The sequence below is a fragment of the Paraburkholderia sp. GAS33 genome (assembly GCF_050436645.1).
GTDB classification, from domain to species: Bacteria; Pseudomonadota; Gammaproteobacteria; order Burkholderiales; family Burkholderiaceae; genus Paraburkholderia; species Paraburkholderia phenazinium_B.
This window is the reverse complement of sequence record NZ_JBNDMP010000008.1, coordinates 292998-307176: the sequence shown is the minus strand read 5'-3', so window position 1 is coordinate 307176 and position 14179 is coordinate 292998. Positions and strand designations below refer to the sequence as shown.

The 14179-nt window shown below is 60.3% G+C and carries 15 protein-coding genes; all 15 read left to right on the top strand.

What is annotated here, in order from left to right:
• Positions 1-6: 6 nt before the first annotated feature.
• The 15 genes from P3T24_RS24630 to P3T24_RS24560 all read left to right on the top strand — a co-directional run bounded on the left by P3T24_RS24630 (position 7) and on the right by P3T24_RS24560 (position 14149).
• Positions 7-792: an SDR family oxidoreductase gene (locus P3T24_RS24630; RefSeq protein ID WP_429438666.1), complete on the top strand. Its 786-nt coding sequence runs from the start codon at positions 7-9 to the stop codon at positions 790-792.
• A 10-nt stretch (positions 793-802) separates the two neighbouring features.
• Entirely contained in the window at positions 803-2179 is a 1377-nt protein-coding gene (locus tag P3T24_RS24625) for an MmgE/PrpD family protein (protein ID WP_429438843.1), read from the top strand.
• 33 nt (positions 2180-2212) lie between these two features.
• On the top strand, positions 2213-3166 hold the full coding sequence (locus tag P3T24_RS24620) for an NAD(P)-dependent oxidoreductase (protein WP_429438841.1): 954 nt from the start codon (positions 2213-2215) through the stop codon (positions 3164-3166).
• 67 nt (positions 3167-3233) lie between these two features.
• A complete protein-coding gene (locus P3T24_RS24615; RefSeq protein WP_122156458.1) occupies positions 3234-3560 on the top strand; it encodes an NIPSNAP family protein in 327 nt (108 codons plus the stop codon).
• A gap of 12 nt (positions 3561-3572) precedes the next feature.
• Positions 3573-4460, top strand: coding sequence for an NAD(P)-dependent oxidoreductase (locus P3T24_RS24610; protein ID WP_429438663.1), 888 nt, complete (start codon positions 3573-3575; stop codon positions 4458-4460).
• A 28-nt stretch (positions 4461-4488) separates the two neighbouring features.
• On the top strand, positions 4489-5919 hold the full coding sequence (locus tag P3T24_RS24605; RefSeq protein ID WP_429438660.1) for an aldehyde dehydrogenase family protein: 1431 nt from the start codon (positions 4489-4491) through the stop codon (positions 5917-5919).
• 149 nt (positions 5920-6068) lie between these two features.
• Complete coding sequence (locus tag P3T24_RS24600) at positions 6069-6464, top strand: carboxymuconolactone decarboxylase family protein (RefSeq protein ID WP_429438657.1); 396 nt, start codon at positions 6069-6071, stop codon at positions 6462-6464.
• 32 nt (positions 6465-6496) lie between these two features.
• On the top strand, positions 6497-7846 hold the full coding sequence (locus P3T24_RS24595; RefSeq protein WP_429438654.1) for an MFS transporter: 1350 nt from the start codon (positions 6497-6499) through the stop codon (positions 7844-7846).
• Between the two features lie 32 nt (positions 7847-7878).
• Positions 7879-8784 carry an NAD(P)-dependent oxidoreductase gene (locus P3T24_RS24590; protein WP_429438651.1) on the top strand — a complete coding sequence of 302 codons (906 nt, stop codon included), beginning with the start codon at positions 7879-7881 and terminating at the stop codon, positions 8782-8784.
• Positions 8785-8801: 17 nt separating this feature from the next.
• Positions 8802-9188, top strand: a complete 387-nt coding sequence (locus P3T24_RS24585; RefSeq protein ID WP_074267991.1) for a cupin domain-containing protein — start codon at positions 8802-8804, stop codon at positions 9186-9188.
• Between the two features lie 66 nt (positions 9189-9254).
• The gene (locus tag P3T24_RS24580; protein WP_429438648.1) at positions 9255-10055 is read left to right on the top strand and encodes a carboxymuconolactone decarboxylase family protein; all 801 of its coding nucleotides are present in this window, start codon (positions 9255-9257) and stop codon (positions 10053-10055) included.
• A 113-nt stretch (positions 10056-10168) separates the two neighbouring features.
• Positions 10169-11038 (top strand): ABC transporter ATP-binding protein, encoded by an 870-nt coding sequence (locus P3T24_RS24575; RefSeq protein WP_083611678.1) that lies wholly within the window; start codon positions 10169-10171, stop codon positions 11036-11038.
• Positions 11035-11853 (top strand): ABC transporter permease, encoded by an 819-nt coding sequence (locus tag P3T24_RS24570; protein ID WP_074267993.1) that lies wholly within the window; start codon positions 11035-11037, stop codon positions 11851-11853. Before P3T24_RS24575 ends, P3T24_RS24570 begins: the two co-directional genes overlap by 4 nt.
• Positions 11850-12872, top strand: a complete 1023-nt coding sequence (locus tag P3T24_RS24565; RefSeq protein ID WP_429438645.1) for an ABC transporter substrate-binding protein — start codon at positions 11850-11852, stop codon at positions 12870-12872. Before P3T24_RS24570 ends, P3T24_RS24565 begins: the two co-directional genes overlap by 4 nt.
• The gene (locus P3T24_RS24560; protein WP_429438642.1) at positions 12869-14149 is read left to right on the top strand and encodes an amidase; all 1281 of its coding nucleotides are present in this window, start codon (positions 12869-12871) and stop codon (positions 14147-14149) included. The genes P3T24_RS24565 and P3T24_RS24560 overlap by 4 nt, the downstream gene beginning before the upstream one ends.
• The last annotated feature ends 30 nt before the right edge of the window (positions 14150-14179 follow it).

The following is a 14179-nucleotide window of genomic DNA, read 5'->3' as shown; positions in this document are numbered from 1 at the left end:
GATTACATGGCGCTAAAAGGCAAAAATGTGCTCGTGACCGGTTCGTCGGATGGACTGGGTCTGGCCATGGCGAGGGCGCTTGCAGCGGCGGGCTGCAATATCGTCCTGCATGGTCTGGAAGACGTACAAGGTATGGAGCATACGACTCGCGAACTCGCTGCGTCGTTCGATGTTGGAGTGCATTACTTGCGCGGCGATCTTTCGGCAATCGACGGCGTCGACGCGCTTGTCGAGTCGGCTCGTGCGCGGCTTGGAACGATCGATGTGTTGATCAACAACGCGGTGGTGCGCCATTTCGCGAGCATTGAGTCGTTCCCCATCGAGCATTGGAACAACGCACTGGCCGTCAATCTTACGGCAGCGTTTCGCGCCATCCAGTTGACGTTGCCCGGCATGCGCGAGCGTAACTGGGGGCGCATCTTCAATATGACCTCCGTGTACGGCGCACGCGCGACGGCAAATCGCGTCGACTATGTGACGACGAAGACTGCATTGCTCGGACTGACACGCTTGGTAGCGATCGAGACGCTCAATCAGGGCATTACGTGCAATGCAATCTGCCCGGGCTCGGTGCTGACACCGAACATCGACGATCGCATCAACGAGTTGATGGATGTGCGCGGGCTAAGTCGTGACGATGCGGTGCATGAGTTTCTAAAGGGCAAGCAACCCACGGGCGAGTTGATCGATGCGGCACATGTCGGCGATCTGATCGTCTTCTTGTGCTCCCCGTCGGCAAGCCAGATCACGGGCGCGTTGATGCCAATCGAAGGAGGCTGGCTTGCAGGCTGATTCCTTCGCGATGCAAACGATCCCGGCAAACGCGATCACGCAGACGTTGGCGCGATTCGTCGCCACGACCGGATGGTCCGGGATACCGGCTGCTGTACGACACGAGGCGAAACGCGCGTTGGTGAACTATGTCGCGGTTGCGCTTGCCGGTTGTCACGATCCAGTGATCAACAAGGCGGCCGCAGTCTACGGCCGCTTTCGCGCGGATCGGAGCGCCAGCGTGATCGGACATGCGGATCAGACGGATATGTTGAACGCGGCGGCGCTCAACGCAATGAGCGCCAATGTCTTCGATTTCGATGACACGCATATGCCGACGATCATCCATCCAACCGCGCCAGTCGCGGCCGCGCTGTTTGCGCTGGCAGAAGCGCAGGAGGAGTCCGCAACGATCAGTGGAGAAGCGCTGCTTCTTGCGTTCGTGCTTGGCGTAGAGGTGGAATGCCGGATCGGCAACGCAGTGTCGCCTGAACACTATCAGCGCGGCTGGCATATCACTTCGACGTGCGGCGTCTTCGGTGCCGCCGCGGCGGTTGCTAAAGCCCGCGGGCTGAACGAACAACAGATCGTCTGGGCGCTTGGCAATGCATCGGCGCAGGCGGGCGGTCTGGTTGAAACACTTGGCACGATGTCGAAAAGCATTAGCGTCGGGAACGCGGCGCGCAATGGACTGTTGTCTGCACTGCTGGCTGCAGAGGGTTTTTCGGGTCCCGACGCTCCGCTCGAAGGAGCACGCGGATATTTGCGCGTGAGCGCTGCCAGACCGGATCTGGATGCGATCACGGATGGCCTTGGAAGTGACTGGGCGTTGTCGTCGAACACATATAAGCCGTATCCGTGCGGTGTCGTGCTCAACCCGGTCATCGACGCGTGTCTTGAGTTGCGTCGCGACGCAAGCTGGACGCTTGACGATATCGAACGCGTCGAGCTGACTGGACATCCGCTGCTGCGTGAACGGACCGACCGGCCCTGCGTGCGCTCGGGGCGTGAATCGCAGGTCAGCGCGCAACATGCCGTTGCAGTGACCCTGGCGCGCGGCAAGGCGGGTCTCGCCGAGTTCAGTGACGAGGCGGTCGCCGATGGTTCGCTCAAGGCGTTCGCGGGTCGTTTGCGTTTTATCGATGACGCGTCGTGGGATGTCGAGTCGGCGCAGGTCAGCATCGTGTTGCGTTCGGGAGAGTCCGTGTCGCGGCGAGTCGATGCCGGGCGCGGCAGCCTCGCAGCGCCGCTGACGGATGAGGAACTGGCGGCGAAGCTGCGCGAGCTGGTTGCATATGGCGGCTCCGGCGTTCAGCCGCAACCGCTGACGGAGATGTTATGGCGCTTCGACCGTGAGCCGGATGCCGCAACGTTGATGCGCATGGCGCGCCCAACGCAAGCGGCTTGACGGCTGCGAAGCAGAAACGAAGCTGAAACAACGCTGCAGCAACGCGAAACAAACGATCTTTCATGGATGAGGGAAATCATGTCGAGCAGTGAGCAACAGAATCAAATCGGCTTTGTCGGTGTAGGTGTGATGGGCCGTCCGATGGCGCGGCGTCTGATCGAAGCCGGTCACCCGTTGATTGTCTACGACCGTGACGAACAGGCGGTCGCGGAACTCGCAGCGCTTGGCGCGCGGGCAGCGAAGTCTGTTCGCGAAGTAGCCGACAACGCGCGCATCGTGTTTACAAGCCTGCCCACTCCAGCCGTGTTCAGGCAGGTCGCGCTAGGCGATGGCGGCCTGATTGAAGGCAGCGGCGTGAAGATTCTGGTTGACCTGTCGACCGTCGGGTCCCGCACCGAGAAGGAAGTCGCCGACGGACTGCTGGAAAAAGGCATCGCGACCGTCGATGCACCGGTGAGCGGCGGAGCAGCAGGTGCAAAGAAAGGCACGCTTGCGATCATGGCCGCAGGCAACCCGGCGGCGGTCGACGAAGTGCGCGGATTGTTCGAAGTATTGGGCAAGGTGTTCATCGTGGGCGAAGAACCTGGACAGGGCCAGCTGTTGAAGTTGCTGAATAACATGCTGTCGTCGACTGCCTTCGCCATTACCTCCGAGGCGTTCGTCGCAGGGATGCGCGGCGGCCTCGATCCCGAAGTCATGATGTCCGTGATCAACGCGGGTAGCGGCAAAAACGGCGCGACGCTGGACAAGTTTCCGAAGCAGGTGCTACCGCGCACCTTCGATTTCGGCTTTCCAATCGGCAGCGTTTGCAAGGACATCGGTCTTGCCGTCGAAGAATGCCAGGCCCTCGGCGTGCCGATGTGGGTGGGCAATGTTGCGCGCCAGGTATGGAACTACGCGGCAATGCAGGACGGCACGAAGCGCGATATGACCGAACTCGTCAAATACGTCGAACGTTGGTCGTCTAACGAAGGGCTTACGGACTGAGGCGCCTGATCGCCGCTGCGGAAATACAGCACAATAGAAGACCACACAACCGTAACTGGAGAACTACATGATCGTTGAAATGCGTATTTATCACTGCGCCCCCACGCGTTTGCCGGCGTTGCTCGATCGCTTTACCAGCATCACGCTCGGATTCTTCGAGAAATACGGCATTGAGCAAATCGGCTTCTGGACCACGCTGATCGGTCCTAGCAATCACACGCTCACCTACATGGTGAAGTGGGAGAGTCTCGCGGAGCGCGAGCAGAAGTGGAACGCATTCCAGGCGGACGCGGAGTGGATCGCCAAGCGCTCCGCAACCGAAGCGGAGAAACCGATTGTCGAGCGCGTCGAAAATCACTTTCTGACGCCGACGGCCTTCTCGGCGTTGAAGTAGGAGACGCATGTCATGACCCAACCGAAACGCATCGGCTTCATCGGACTCGGCATGATGGGTACGCCGATGGTGCAGTGTCTCGCTGGCAGCGGGTTCGAACTATATCTCGACGATGCGGATGCCGCTCGTGTCGATACGCTGACCGCACAAACCGGCGGCCAGCGCCTGCAAGCCGAAAACGCCGCGGAGCTAGACGTGCTGATCACGATGCTGCCCAATTCGGCGATCGTGGAAAGCGTGTTGCTTGGAGACGGTGCTAACGGTTGGGCGAACCGGCTTGTGAAAGGCGCGGTCGTCATCGACATGAGTTCGTCGGAACCCGAGCGTTCGCGCAAGCTCGGTGCGACGCTCGAAGAGCGCGGTCTAGCCTATCTCGACGCGCCGGTCTCGGGCGGCGTCAAGCGGGCCAAGGAGGGCACGCTGGCGATCCTGGTCGGCGGCGATGCGCAAGTCCTCGCTCGCTGCAAGGCGCTGCTCGACGCGATGGGAACGAGCGTGCTTCATATTGGCGCTGCGGGTTCGGGCCATGCCGCCAAAGCGTTGAACAACTACGTCTCAGCCGCGGGCCTCGCGGCGACTGTCGAGGCGTTGCACATCGCGCAGCGTTTCGGCATCGAACCCGAGGTGATGACGGACGTGCTGAATGCGTCGTCGGGCCGCAGCAACACGTCCGAGAACAAGGTCAAGCAGTTCATGTTGAGTGGCACGTTCGCTTCAGGCTTCGCGCTTCAACTGATGAACAAGGACCTGAAGATTGCACGGGCCCTTGGGCAATCCGTCGGTTATCCGATGACGCTCGGTGCGACGTGCGCGGAAGTCTGGGATGAGGCAGCGCAGCGTTCGACACCGTCCACGGATCACACGGAACTCTACCGGCTATTGCCTCGCGATGCATCCTGAACTGAAACCGACAGATTCGGAGTCCATCATGTCACACACAGCGCAGTTCTTTATCGACGGACAATGGGTCGAGCCCTTGTCCGAGATCCGCTTCGATGTGGTCGATCCGGCCACGGAAACAACGATTGGGCAGATTGCGCTAGGCAATGCACAAGATGTAGATCAGGCCGTGACTGCCGCACGCCGGGTGTTTCCGGCGTGGTCCGCCACGGATGTCCGCGAACGCGTCGAGCTTCTCAAACGCGTATTGAAAGTCTACGAGCGCCGCTACGACGAATTTGCCGAACTGATCCGCCGTGAAATGGGGGCGCCGATTACCTTTGCTTGCAGCGGCCAGGCCGCGCGCGGGCCGGCGCATCTCAATGCACTGATCGACGTGCTCGAGCGCTTTGACTTCGAAGAGCAACGTGGCAGCACGCGCGTCGTGCTGGAGCCCATCGGCGTATGTGGGTTGATTACGCCATGGAACTGGCCAATCAATCAGATCGTAGTGAAGATCGCCCCGGCGCTCGCGGCCGGTTGCACGATGGTGCTCAAACCCAGCGAGTATTCGCCATTGAGCGCATTGCTGTTCGCCGAGGTGCTCGACGAAGCGCAAGTGCCTGCCGGTGTGTTCAATCTGGTCAATGGAGACGGGCCTGGCGTTGGCACGGCGATCGCCTCGCATCCGGGCATCGACATGGTCTCGTTCACCGGTTCGACGCGCGCGGGTGTGCTGGTTGCGCAGGCGGCAGCGCCTACGGTTAAGCGCGTCGCTCAGGAGCTTGGCGGCAAGTCCGCGAACATCCTGCTCGACGACGTCAACCTCGACGAGGCCGTGACGCGTGGCCTGGCAGCGTGCTTTACGAACTCCGGTCAGTCGTGCTCGATTCCTACCCGTATGCTCGTGCCGCGTCATCTGATGAACGACGCCGCGCAAATCGCAAAGCGTGCCGCAGAGGCTTACCGTTTGGGTCCAACCGACGACCCGGCTACGCAACTCGGACCGCTCGTTAACCGTAATCAGTTCAACCGCGTGCAGACACTGATCCAGAAGGGCATCGACGAAGGAGCACGGCTCGTGACGGGCGGGACGGGCCTGCCTGCCGGCATTGGACACGGCTACTACGTGCGTCCCACCGTTTTCGCCGACGTGAAGCCACATATGACGATTGCGCGTGAGGAAATCTTCGGACCTGTGCTCTCGATCATCGCTTACGACTCGGAAGAAGAGGCAATCCACATTGCCAACGATACCGACTATGGTCTCGCCGCTTACGTGCAATCGGCCAACCTCGAGCGCGCACGGAAAGTAGGCCGCGCCTTGCGCGCAGGCGGTGTGCACCTGAACTATCCCGCGGCTGATTTCGGTGCGCCGTTTGGCGGCTACAAGCGCTCGGGAAATGGCCGTGAGTGGGGCGAAGCCGGCCTGCGCGAGTATCTGGAGACGAAGTCGATGGTCGGATATGGCCCGGCCTGACGCAAGCCGCTTTACTGTTGGCCCTGTCCGGTTCGGCTAGAGCGGATGAGGCAAAAAAATTTTGCACTTTTGTATTGTCGGACAATCAGCGTGTCCGGCAACAGGACGGTTTGAATCTGAAACCGCAATGAACCAGAGAGGATCTCACCATGGACAACAGCGAACGCTTCGACAAAGGCTTTGAGAACCGCAAGGAGGTACTCGGTGCAGGGCACGTGGAGAAGTCGTGGGCCAACGCGGACGACTTCAATCGCCCGATGCAGAAGTTCGTCACCGAATGCTGCTGGGGCGACATCTGGGGCGATACGACGTTGTCGTTCAAGACGCGCAGCATGTTGAACCTCGGCATGCTGACGGCGATGAGCCAGCACCACGAGCTGGGGGTGCACGTGAGGGGCGCATTGCGCAACGGCGTGACGCGCGACGAGATTCGCGCGGTGTTGATGCAGGCAGCTGTTTATTGCGGAGCACCGCTTGCGCTGGCGGCATTCCGCGTCGCGAGTGAAGCGATCAAGGCCTACGAGGCGGAGAACTCGACGGCCTGATTACGTGGCAGACCAACACCCAGGAGACAACGATGAAAACCATAACTGCCAATGACGTAGTCCAGTCGGAAGGCGAGCAGTCGATCGAAACGAAAAGGCGCAATGCGATCAAGGGCGCGTTCTTTTCCGAGTTTATCGACATGTTCGATATTTACCTACCGGTCGTCGTACTCTCGCCGGTGCTCGGGTTCTTTCAACCGCCGCATCTTTCGACCGGGACAGAGACGATTCTGGCGTCTCTGGTTTTCATCACAACTTTACTCGGCAGGCCGGTCGGCGCATTGCTGTTCGGCATGATCGCGGACCGGATCGGCAGACGTAAGGCGTCGATCTGGTCGGTGACGGGTTTCGGGGTGGTCACGTTGCTGATTGCGCTGCTGCCCGGATATCAGAGTATCGGCCTCGCATCGTATTGGTTGCTGGTGTTGCTGCGCTTTGTCGACGGCATTTTTCTGGGTGGCGGTTACACCGGCGCCATGCCGCTCGCAATCGAATACTCGAAGAAAGAGCAGCGCGGCTTCGTCGGCGGCTTCATCATTGCGGGCTTTCCTGCAGCCTATGTGACGATCAACCTCGTCGCGATGCTGATGTTCGCGCTCTTTCCGCTCAACGGCATGAATTCGCCGTATGCGCAGTGGGGCTGGCGTGTGCCTTTCGTGCTGGGCGCGGCGCTCGCTGGTGTGCTCGCGACCTACTACGTGCGCAAGGTCGCGGAGTCGGAAATCTGGCAAAGCGAAACCGCTGACAAAGCTGCGCAGGCCGAAAAACTGCCGCTTACCGACCTGATTCGCGGCAAGAGCGGACGCAACCTGTTGCAGGTGCTGGTGATGATGACCGGCTTCTGGCTCACACAAAACATTGTGACGATCTTTCTTCCCACCGGCTTGCTCGTGAAAACGCTGCACCTGTCGGGCTTCCAGATGGCATCGACGCTGATGATCACCTATTTCGTGCTGTTTTTCAGCTATATCGGTTCGGGGCTGATCGCGCAACGGATCGGACGCCGCCGCTTCTTTGTCATCGTCGGACCGTTGATCGCAACGGTTGGCGCGGCGCTGCTGTATGTGCTGGCTAATGTCGAGGGTTTGTCCCTGACAGCGATTATTTTTCTCGTCTGTGTGCTTGCCGTACTCGTGACGTCACCATGGGGCGTAATCGTCACGTACATCAACGAGCGCTTCGTGACCGATGTGCGCGCAACCGGATTCGGCGTCGGCTTTAGTCTTTCCGTGATCATTCCGTCGTTCTACGCGTTCTATATGAACTGGCTCAGTGCATTCATGCCGCTGCGTATGACGGCGGTCGCGTTGCTGTGCCTCGGCGGCCTGATTGGGATGGTCGGTGCACTAATGGGCCCGGAAACGAAGGACGTCGATTTCTAAAGCAACTGCTTTCTTTAAGAGGGACGCGTTTCATGAATCAGAATCGGATCGGCTTTATCGGCCTTGGCAACATGGGTGGCCGGATGACGAGACGGCTCGTCGATGCAGGTATTGCTGTACTCGGCTTCGATACCGTGAAGGATCGTATTGCGGCAACTGGCGCACAGCCTGCCGGTACGCTGCGCGATGTCGTGGCATTCGCGGATGTCGTGATGATGTCCCTGCCGGACAGCAAAATCGTGGAGGCGGTGGTCGAAGGGGAGGATGGTGTGCTCGCGCATTGCCGCTCGGGGCAGGTCGTGGTCGATCTGAGCACGGCCGCGGCCAGTTCCACCATCCGCCTGGCAGAACTTTTCGCAGAACGTGGCGTTCATTATGTCGACGCCGGCATCTCGGGCGGAGCAGCGGCCGCTGAAAAGGGCACGCTGACATTGATGGTGGGCGGCGACGCCGGCGCGGTCGACAAGCTGAAATGGGCATTCAAGCCGATCAGCGCAAAGATCGCATACATGGGCGCGAGCGGAACAGGCCACACGACCAAGCTGCTGAATAACTTTCTGAATGCGGTGAGCCTTGCTGCGAGCGCTGAAGTGATGGTGGCCGGGAAAAAGGCCGGCCTCGATTTGCATCTGCTGCTCGATGTGCTGAACAGCAGCAGCGGGGTCAACTTTGCAACGTTGAACCGCTTTCCGAAGATCGTCGACGGCGATTATCTGGAAGGCGGTCTCACCGGCAAGCTGATGACCAAAGACGTGGTGCTCTATGTGGACCGCGTGCGAGAACTGGGCGTAATGTCGCTGAATTCCGCAGGGCCGTTGGCGAGCTTCGGCCTTGGTACGGCACTCGGCTATGGCGATGTGATCAGCAATCGGGTCGTCGATGCGATCGGCGATGTGTCGGGCGGCGTGCGGTTGCATGACGCTGGCAAGGACAACTGAGAAAAGGAGAAGCAGGCATGAAGGTATTTCACGGCAGGACGGACGGCGCGAAATCGGAGCTTCGGGGCGAGACGTTTTCGGGCGAGGTGTGGGCCGATCCGGTGATGCCGGCGACTGATGGCGTTACGATCAACACGGTGCTGTTTGCCCCGCGAGGCAGAACTTACTGGCATACGCACGAGTACGGTCAGGTATTGACGGTCACGGCTGGCAAGGGCTGGATATGCAAGGATGGAGAAGCTCCCCAACCGATTCGCCAGGGCGACATCGTCTTCATTGGACCGAACGAGCGGCATTGGCATGGCGCGAGCGACAGCAGCTATATGGTGCATATCGCGACATCGCTCGGCAAGGCGACGTGGCAGGAAGAAGTCGCAGAGAAGGACTATCCGGCCGGCGTGTGACGCTGATCGTGGCACCAACAGGATGGCGCACACACGGCCATCCCCGCTTTCGACAGGAACAACGCGATGAGTTCAAGCGAGTCAGGCAAGCCGTCATCTCAAGAGCACGACGTCCAGCATATCAAGGACGAATTCATCCGCGTGCATGGTGCGTGGTCTCCCGAGTGGGAGAGCATGTTGCGTCTCGACGCGGGTTTCGTGGCGGCTTATCTGCAGTTTTCTTGCGTGCCGCAGCGGAAAAACCATCTTGGCGACAAGGTCCGGGCGTTCATCGCGCTCGCCGCCGATGCCTGCGCGACGCAACTGTACGCGCCGGGCGTCGCGCATCATCTGCAGCGCGCCTTGTCGTTCGGCGCGACGCGCGATGAATTGATGGAGGTGCTCGAACTGGTGTGCACGATCGGCATCCATACAAGCAATGTAGGCGTGCCGGTACTGCTTGAAGTGCTGGAGGAAGAGGGCCTGCGCACGGGCCCCGCACCGCTCGACGATCGAAGGCTCGCATTGAAGGCGGCTTTTGAAAAGAACCGCGGCTACTGGCATCCCACCTGGGAGGGGCTGCTTGAACTCGATCCCGATCTGTTTGAAGCTTACGTCGAGTTTTCATCGGTGCCATGGAAAACCGGCGTGCTGAGTCCGAAGGTCAAGGAACTGATCTACTGCGCGTTTGACGCTTCTTCCACGCATCTGTACGTCCCGGGACTGAAGCTTCACATGCGTAACGCGCTGCGCTACGGAGCAACGGCCGAGGAAATCATGGAACTGCTGGAGATTGTCAGCACGACGGGCATTCACGGTGCGGAACTCGGTGCGCCGTTGCTTGAGGCGGCATTACAAAAAACTAAAGAAACTGCACCGCCATCCTGACAAAGCGCCTTCGGTAGGCATCGGTGTAAATCTCTAGATTTTTTTATGGCGAGTTGTGATCCGAATTTTTTTCGCTCATTGTGCATTGTGCACAACGGATTTCGGGCTTGCCAATGAACACACCGAACACGCCGGATTCGACGACATCGTCGGAGTCCGTAAAGGCGGTTTCTTCTCCCAATGTCCGGCCGGATCCCCGCCTTACGGTTGCAGGTCTTAACCATGGATTCGAAACCGACGACGGCGTGCGAACCGCGCTCTTCTCCGGGCTGAATTTCAGCGTCGGAGCGGGGGAGATCGTCTCGATCGTCGGTCGCAGCGGCGCGGGCAAGAGCACGCTGTTCAATCTGGTTTCGGGACTGCTTAGCCCGCAAAGCGGGCGTATCGAAGTCGGCCGCCGCGCGGACGGCGGTGCGGGCCGCATCGCCTATATGCTGCAAAAAGATCTGCTGATGCCGTGGCGCACGGTCCTGCAAAACGCGCTGCTGGGCATCGAGCTTTACAGAAAGGTAACGCCTCACGACATCGCCCGCGCCCGTGAGATGCTCGCGCGCTATGGGCTGACCTCGGTGGTCGACGCCTACCCACAGGCGTTATCGGGCGGCATGCGGCAGCGGGTTGCGCTGACCCGCACACTGCTGGTCGACCCCACCCTCGTGCTGCTCGACGAACCGTTCTCGGCCCTCGACTATGAAACGCGCCTCGCACTCGAGGACGACGTCATGGCGCTGCGTCAAAGCAGCGGAACCAGCGTGGTGCTCGTCACGCACGACATCGAAGAGGCGATTGCGATGAGCGACCGGGTGATTCTGCTCGGCGGCCGGCCTGCGCGCATCGAAGACTCCGTCGACGTCAAACTGTCTACGCAGGGGCCGCGCACGGCGGTATCGGCTCGCGAGGCGCCGGAGTTTCGCACCTTGCATAAGCGCATCTGGGGCGGTCTGCGCAGCAATACGATTCATCATGCAGGAGCGTCGACATGAGTGATGCAGTTATGTCAGCACAAACAGCAGGACGGCGTATGCGTGTGCGGCGTCTGAAAGGCCTGGGAGCGACCAGTGGCGTTGTGACGCTGATCATGGTGGCGCTCGTTGTGCTGTGGCAGGTGGCCGCCGGGCGCGGGTGGATCAACGGCCAGTTGTTCGGCTCGCCACTCGGGATCTATAAAGCCGCGGCAGTGGGACTCGCGCAGGGCAGTCTCATCACGGACACGTTGACGACGCTGTATGAGACCGTGCTGGGACTCGTGATCGGCAGCGGTCTGGGGATAGGGCTCGGCTTGCTGCTCTGGTTCGTGCCGCGCGTAGCAGGTGTCACGGAAGGCTTTGCAGTGATTCTCAACAGTATTCCCAAGATTGCGCTCGGCCCGCTGATTGTCATCTGGTTCGGCTCGGACATGACCTCGAAAGTCTGGCTGGCCGGTATCTCCACTTTCGCGGTTGCGATGATTTCCTCCTGCGCCGCCGCGCGCGAAGTCGACCAGGATCTGTTGAACCTGTTTCGCTCTTTCAAGGCGAAGCCCGGGATGATCTTTCGCAAACTGATCGTGCCGGGCGCGCTACCGTGGATCTTCTCGACGCTGCGCGTGAATATCGGCTTCGCGTTGATCGGCGCCGTCGTGGGCGAATACATCGCGTCGCAAGCAGGTCTTGGTCATGCCGTGTTCGTGGCAGGCTCGCTCTTCGACCTCAATACAGTCTGGCTCGGCATCATCATCCTGACGTTGATGGCGACGCTGCTCTCCTGGATCGTTCAACTCGCGGAAAACCGCATCATTTCATGGAAAACGAAGCGATGAAGCAGTCTCTTGTCTCGCAGCGAAAACCGTCGTCGTTCAGCATTCTGACGCTTAACCGGTTCATGCTTGGCGCCGCGACCGGTGCGGTGTTTGCGGTGGCGGCGAGTCAGTCCGCAGTAGCCGCGCCGGAAAAAGTGGTGGTCTACCAGGCATTTCAATCGATTCAGTATCTGCCGCTCTATGTCGCGATAGACAAGGGCCTGTTCGCGCAGAACGGTCTCGACGTGCAGAAGGTCACGGCCGGCAGCGGCGCGCAAGGCGTTGCCGCGGTGATCGGCGGCCACGCCGACTTCTCGCTGCAGGATCCGATGACCGCGGTGCTGGCTAACCTCAAAGGCGCAACGCTCGTCAACGTGGCGAATGTCGTGGCGGGCGTGCCGGTGTGGATCCTGACGCCGCCCGACTCGGCGCTGAAGAATCCAGCGGACCTCGCGGGCAAAACGGTGTCGACCGCATTGCCGCCGTCGACCAGCACCTATCTGCTGCAGCGCCTGATCAAAGAAGAGAAAGTCGCTGGCGTCAATCTGAATACGGTGCAGATCGGCACTGAACTGGCGCCCGTCTCGGCAGGACGCGCCGAGGCTGCTGCGATCTATGAGCCGCAAGTGGATCAGGGAATCGCGTCGGGCTACAAGATTCTCTATGCGTTTCCCAAGGCTTATCCTGGCGGTTACGCTTTCTCGACGATGGACACGCTTGCGGCCACGATCAAGTCGAAGCCTGCGATGGTGGCGGCCTTTGTGAAATCGGTCGCGCAAGCGGAAGCGTTGATCCAGCAATCGCCCGATACGGCCAAGGCTGTAGCCGTGGCGGAGTTTCCGACGCTCGACAAGAAGATCGTGGAGACTGCGGTGGACCGTCTGATCAGTCAGAAAATCTATGCGGCGAACCCCGACATCTCGCAGCAGGCGTTCCGCAATGCGCTGGACCTGCAGGAATACATCGGCAATATCAAGCCGGGCAGTGTCACGTACGACAGCGCGGTAGACGATTCCTTTGCAAAGGCCAGTGCGAAATGAGTGAGCAGAGTGGCGCATTTATCGCCGAACTGATTGCCAGTCGCGGTGATCCGCAGCTTTGTCGCGCGCGGCTCGAAGCCGCGCAGCTACGTGCTCAAGAGTGCGAACCATGGCTGAAGGCCTTCGTCTACCGGCCCGATAGCTACGAGACCGTGAACGCAGTGGCTAAACCGCTGGCTGGTTTGCCGATCGGCGTGAAGGATCTGATGGCGACGCACGACATGCCGACGACCTACGGCTCGCCTATCTATCAAGGTTTTCAGCCTGCCGAGGACGCGTGGATCGTCGAACGGATTCGCCACTTCGGCGGCATTGTGTTCGGCAAGACCGTCACCACCGAATTTGCCTGGCGCGAGCCGGGTCCGACGGTCAATCCGTGGAACCGGCTTCATACGCCAGGCGGTTCGTCGAGTGGTTCGGCCGCCGCGGTCGGTGCAGGCATCGTACCGCTTGCGGTCGGCACGCAGACTGTCGGCTCGGTGATCCGGCCTGCAGCGTTTTGCGGTGTGGTCGGCTATAAGCCGAGTCACGGCAATGTATCGAAGGCGGGCGTGCATCCGTTGGCGCCGTCTTTGGACCACGTGGGATTTTTTGCCCGGACTGTAGAAGGCGCTGCACTTTGTCACGCGCTGTTCGTCGACGCGAAACCCGAGGTGCTCGAAAGTCTCGATGCCTGGCATACCTACTTTACGGCACAACCGCCGCGTAAGCTCGGTGTTGTCCGTACGCCGTTCTGGGACCGCGTGACACCGGAACAGAAGGCCAGTTTCGATGCCACCCTCGCGCGCCTGCAGGCTGCGGGCGCGACATTGATCGAACTCGATCCGTTCGACGCGATGCCGTCGATGCTTGATGCCTTGCAGACCATTCTCCAGGTTGAAGCAGCTCGCGCGATCGGACCGTTAGCAGCGGACCATCCGGACCTGATCAGTACGCATATGCTTGCGCTGACGAGCGCAGGCGCAGCGGTGTCACCAGAAAAGTACGAAACCGCGTTGGCGCTTCAGGCGAAGCTACGCAGCGAATTTGCTGGTTTCATCGACGGCTGCGACGCGCTGGTGACGGTACCAGCAACGGGTGGAGCGCCCGAGGGTCTCGCCGATACGGGTGACGCGACGTTCTGCGCGCCGTGGAGTCTTCTCGGTGTTCCCGCTGTGACGGTGCCTGCGGGGCAAACTTCGGACGGCATGCCGCTAGGTTTTCAGGTGCTGGGCAGACAGGGTGACGATCTGCCGACCCTGCAAGCCGCAGCGTGGATCGAAACTGTTTTGGGGTAGGGCATTGACCAGATTCTATCGGACAGCTCA

Excerpts from the sequence above, each read along its gene's own strand:
- P3T24_RS24595 (WP_429438654.1), top strand. The coding sequence starts at position 6,497 with ATGAAAACCATAACTGCCAATGACGTAGTCCAGTCGGAAGGCGAGCAG.
- P3T24_RS24570 (WP_074267993.1), top strand. The coding sequence starts at position 11,035 with ATGAGTGATGCAGTTATGTCAGCACAAACAGCAGGACGGCGTATGCGT.
- P3T24_RS24565 (WP_429438645.1), top strand. The coding sequence starts at position 11,850 with ATGAAGCAGTCTCTTGTCTCGCAGCGAAAACCGTCGTCGTTCAGCATT.
- P3T24_RS24585 (WP_074267991.1), top strand. The coding sequence starts at position 8,802 with ATGAAGGTATTTCACGGCAGGACGGACGGCGCGAAATCGGAGCTTCGG.
- P3T24_RS24575 (WP_083611678.1), top strand. The coding sequence starts at position 10,169 with ATGAACACACCGAACACGCCGGATTCGACGACATCGTCGGAGTCCGTA.
- P3T24_RS24590 (WP_429438651.1), top strand. The coding sequence starts at position 7,879 with ATGAATCAGAATCGGATCGGCTTTATCGGCCTTGGCAACATGGGTGGC.
- P3T24_RS24615 (WP_122156458.1), top strand. The coding sequence starts at position 3,234 with ATGATCGTTGAAATGCGTATTTATCACTGCGCCCCCACGCGTTTGCCG.
- P3T24_RS24610 (WP_429438663.1), top strand. The coding sequence starts at position 3,573 with ATGACCCAACCGAAACGCATCGGCTTCATCGGACTCGGCATGATGGGT.
- P3T24_RS24600 (WP_429438657.1), top strand. The coding sequence starts at position 6,069 with ATGGACAACAGCGAACGCTTCGACAAAGGCTTTGAGAACCGCAAGGAG.
- P3T24_RS24580 (WP_429438648.1), top strand. The coding sequence starts at position 9,255 with ATGAGTTCAAGCGAGTCAGGCAAGCCGTCATCTCAAGAGCACGACGTC.
- P3T24_RS24630 (WP_429438666.1), top strand. The coding sequence starts at position 7 with ATGGCGCTAAAAGGCAAAAATGTGCTCGTGACCGGTTCGTCGGATGGA.
- P3T24_RS24605 (WP_429438660.1), top strand. The coding sequence starts at position 4,489 with ATGTCACACACAGCGCAGTTCTTTATCGACGGACAATGGGTCGAGCCC.
- P3T24_RS24560 (WP_429438642.1), top strand. The coding sequence starts at position 12,869 with ATGAGTGAGCAGAGTGGCGCATTTATCGCCGAACTGATTGCCAGTCGC.
- P3T24_RS24625 (WP_429438843.1), top strand. The coding sequence starts at position 803 with ATGCAAACGATCCCGGCAAACGCGATCACGCAGACGTTGGCGCGATTC.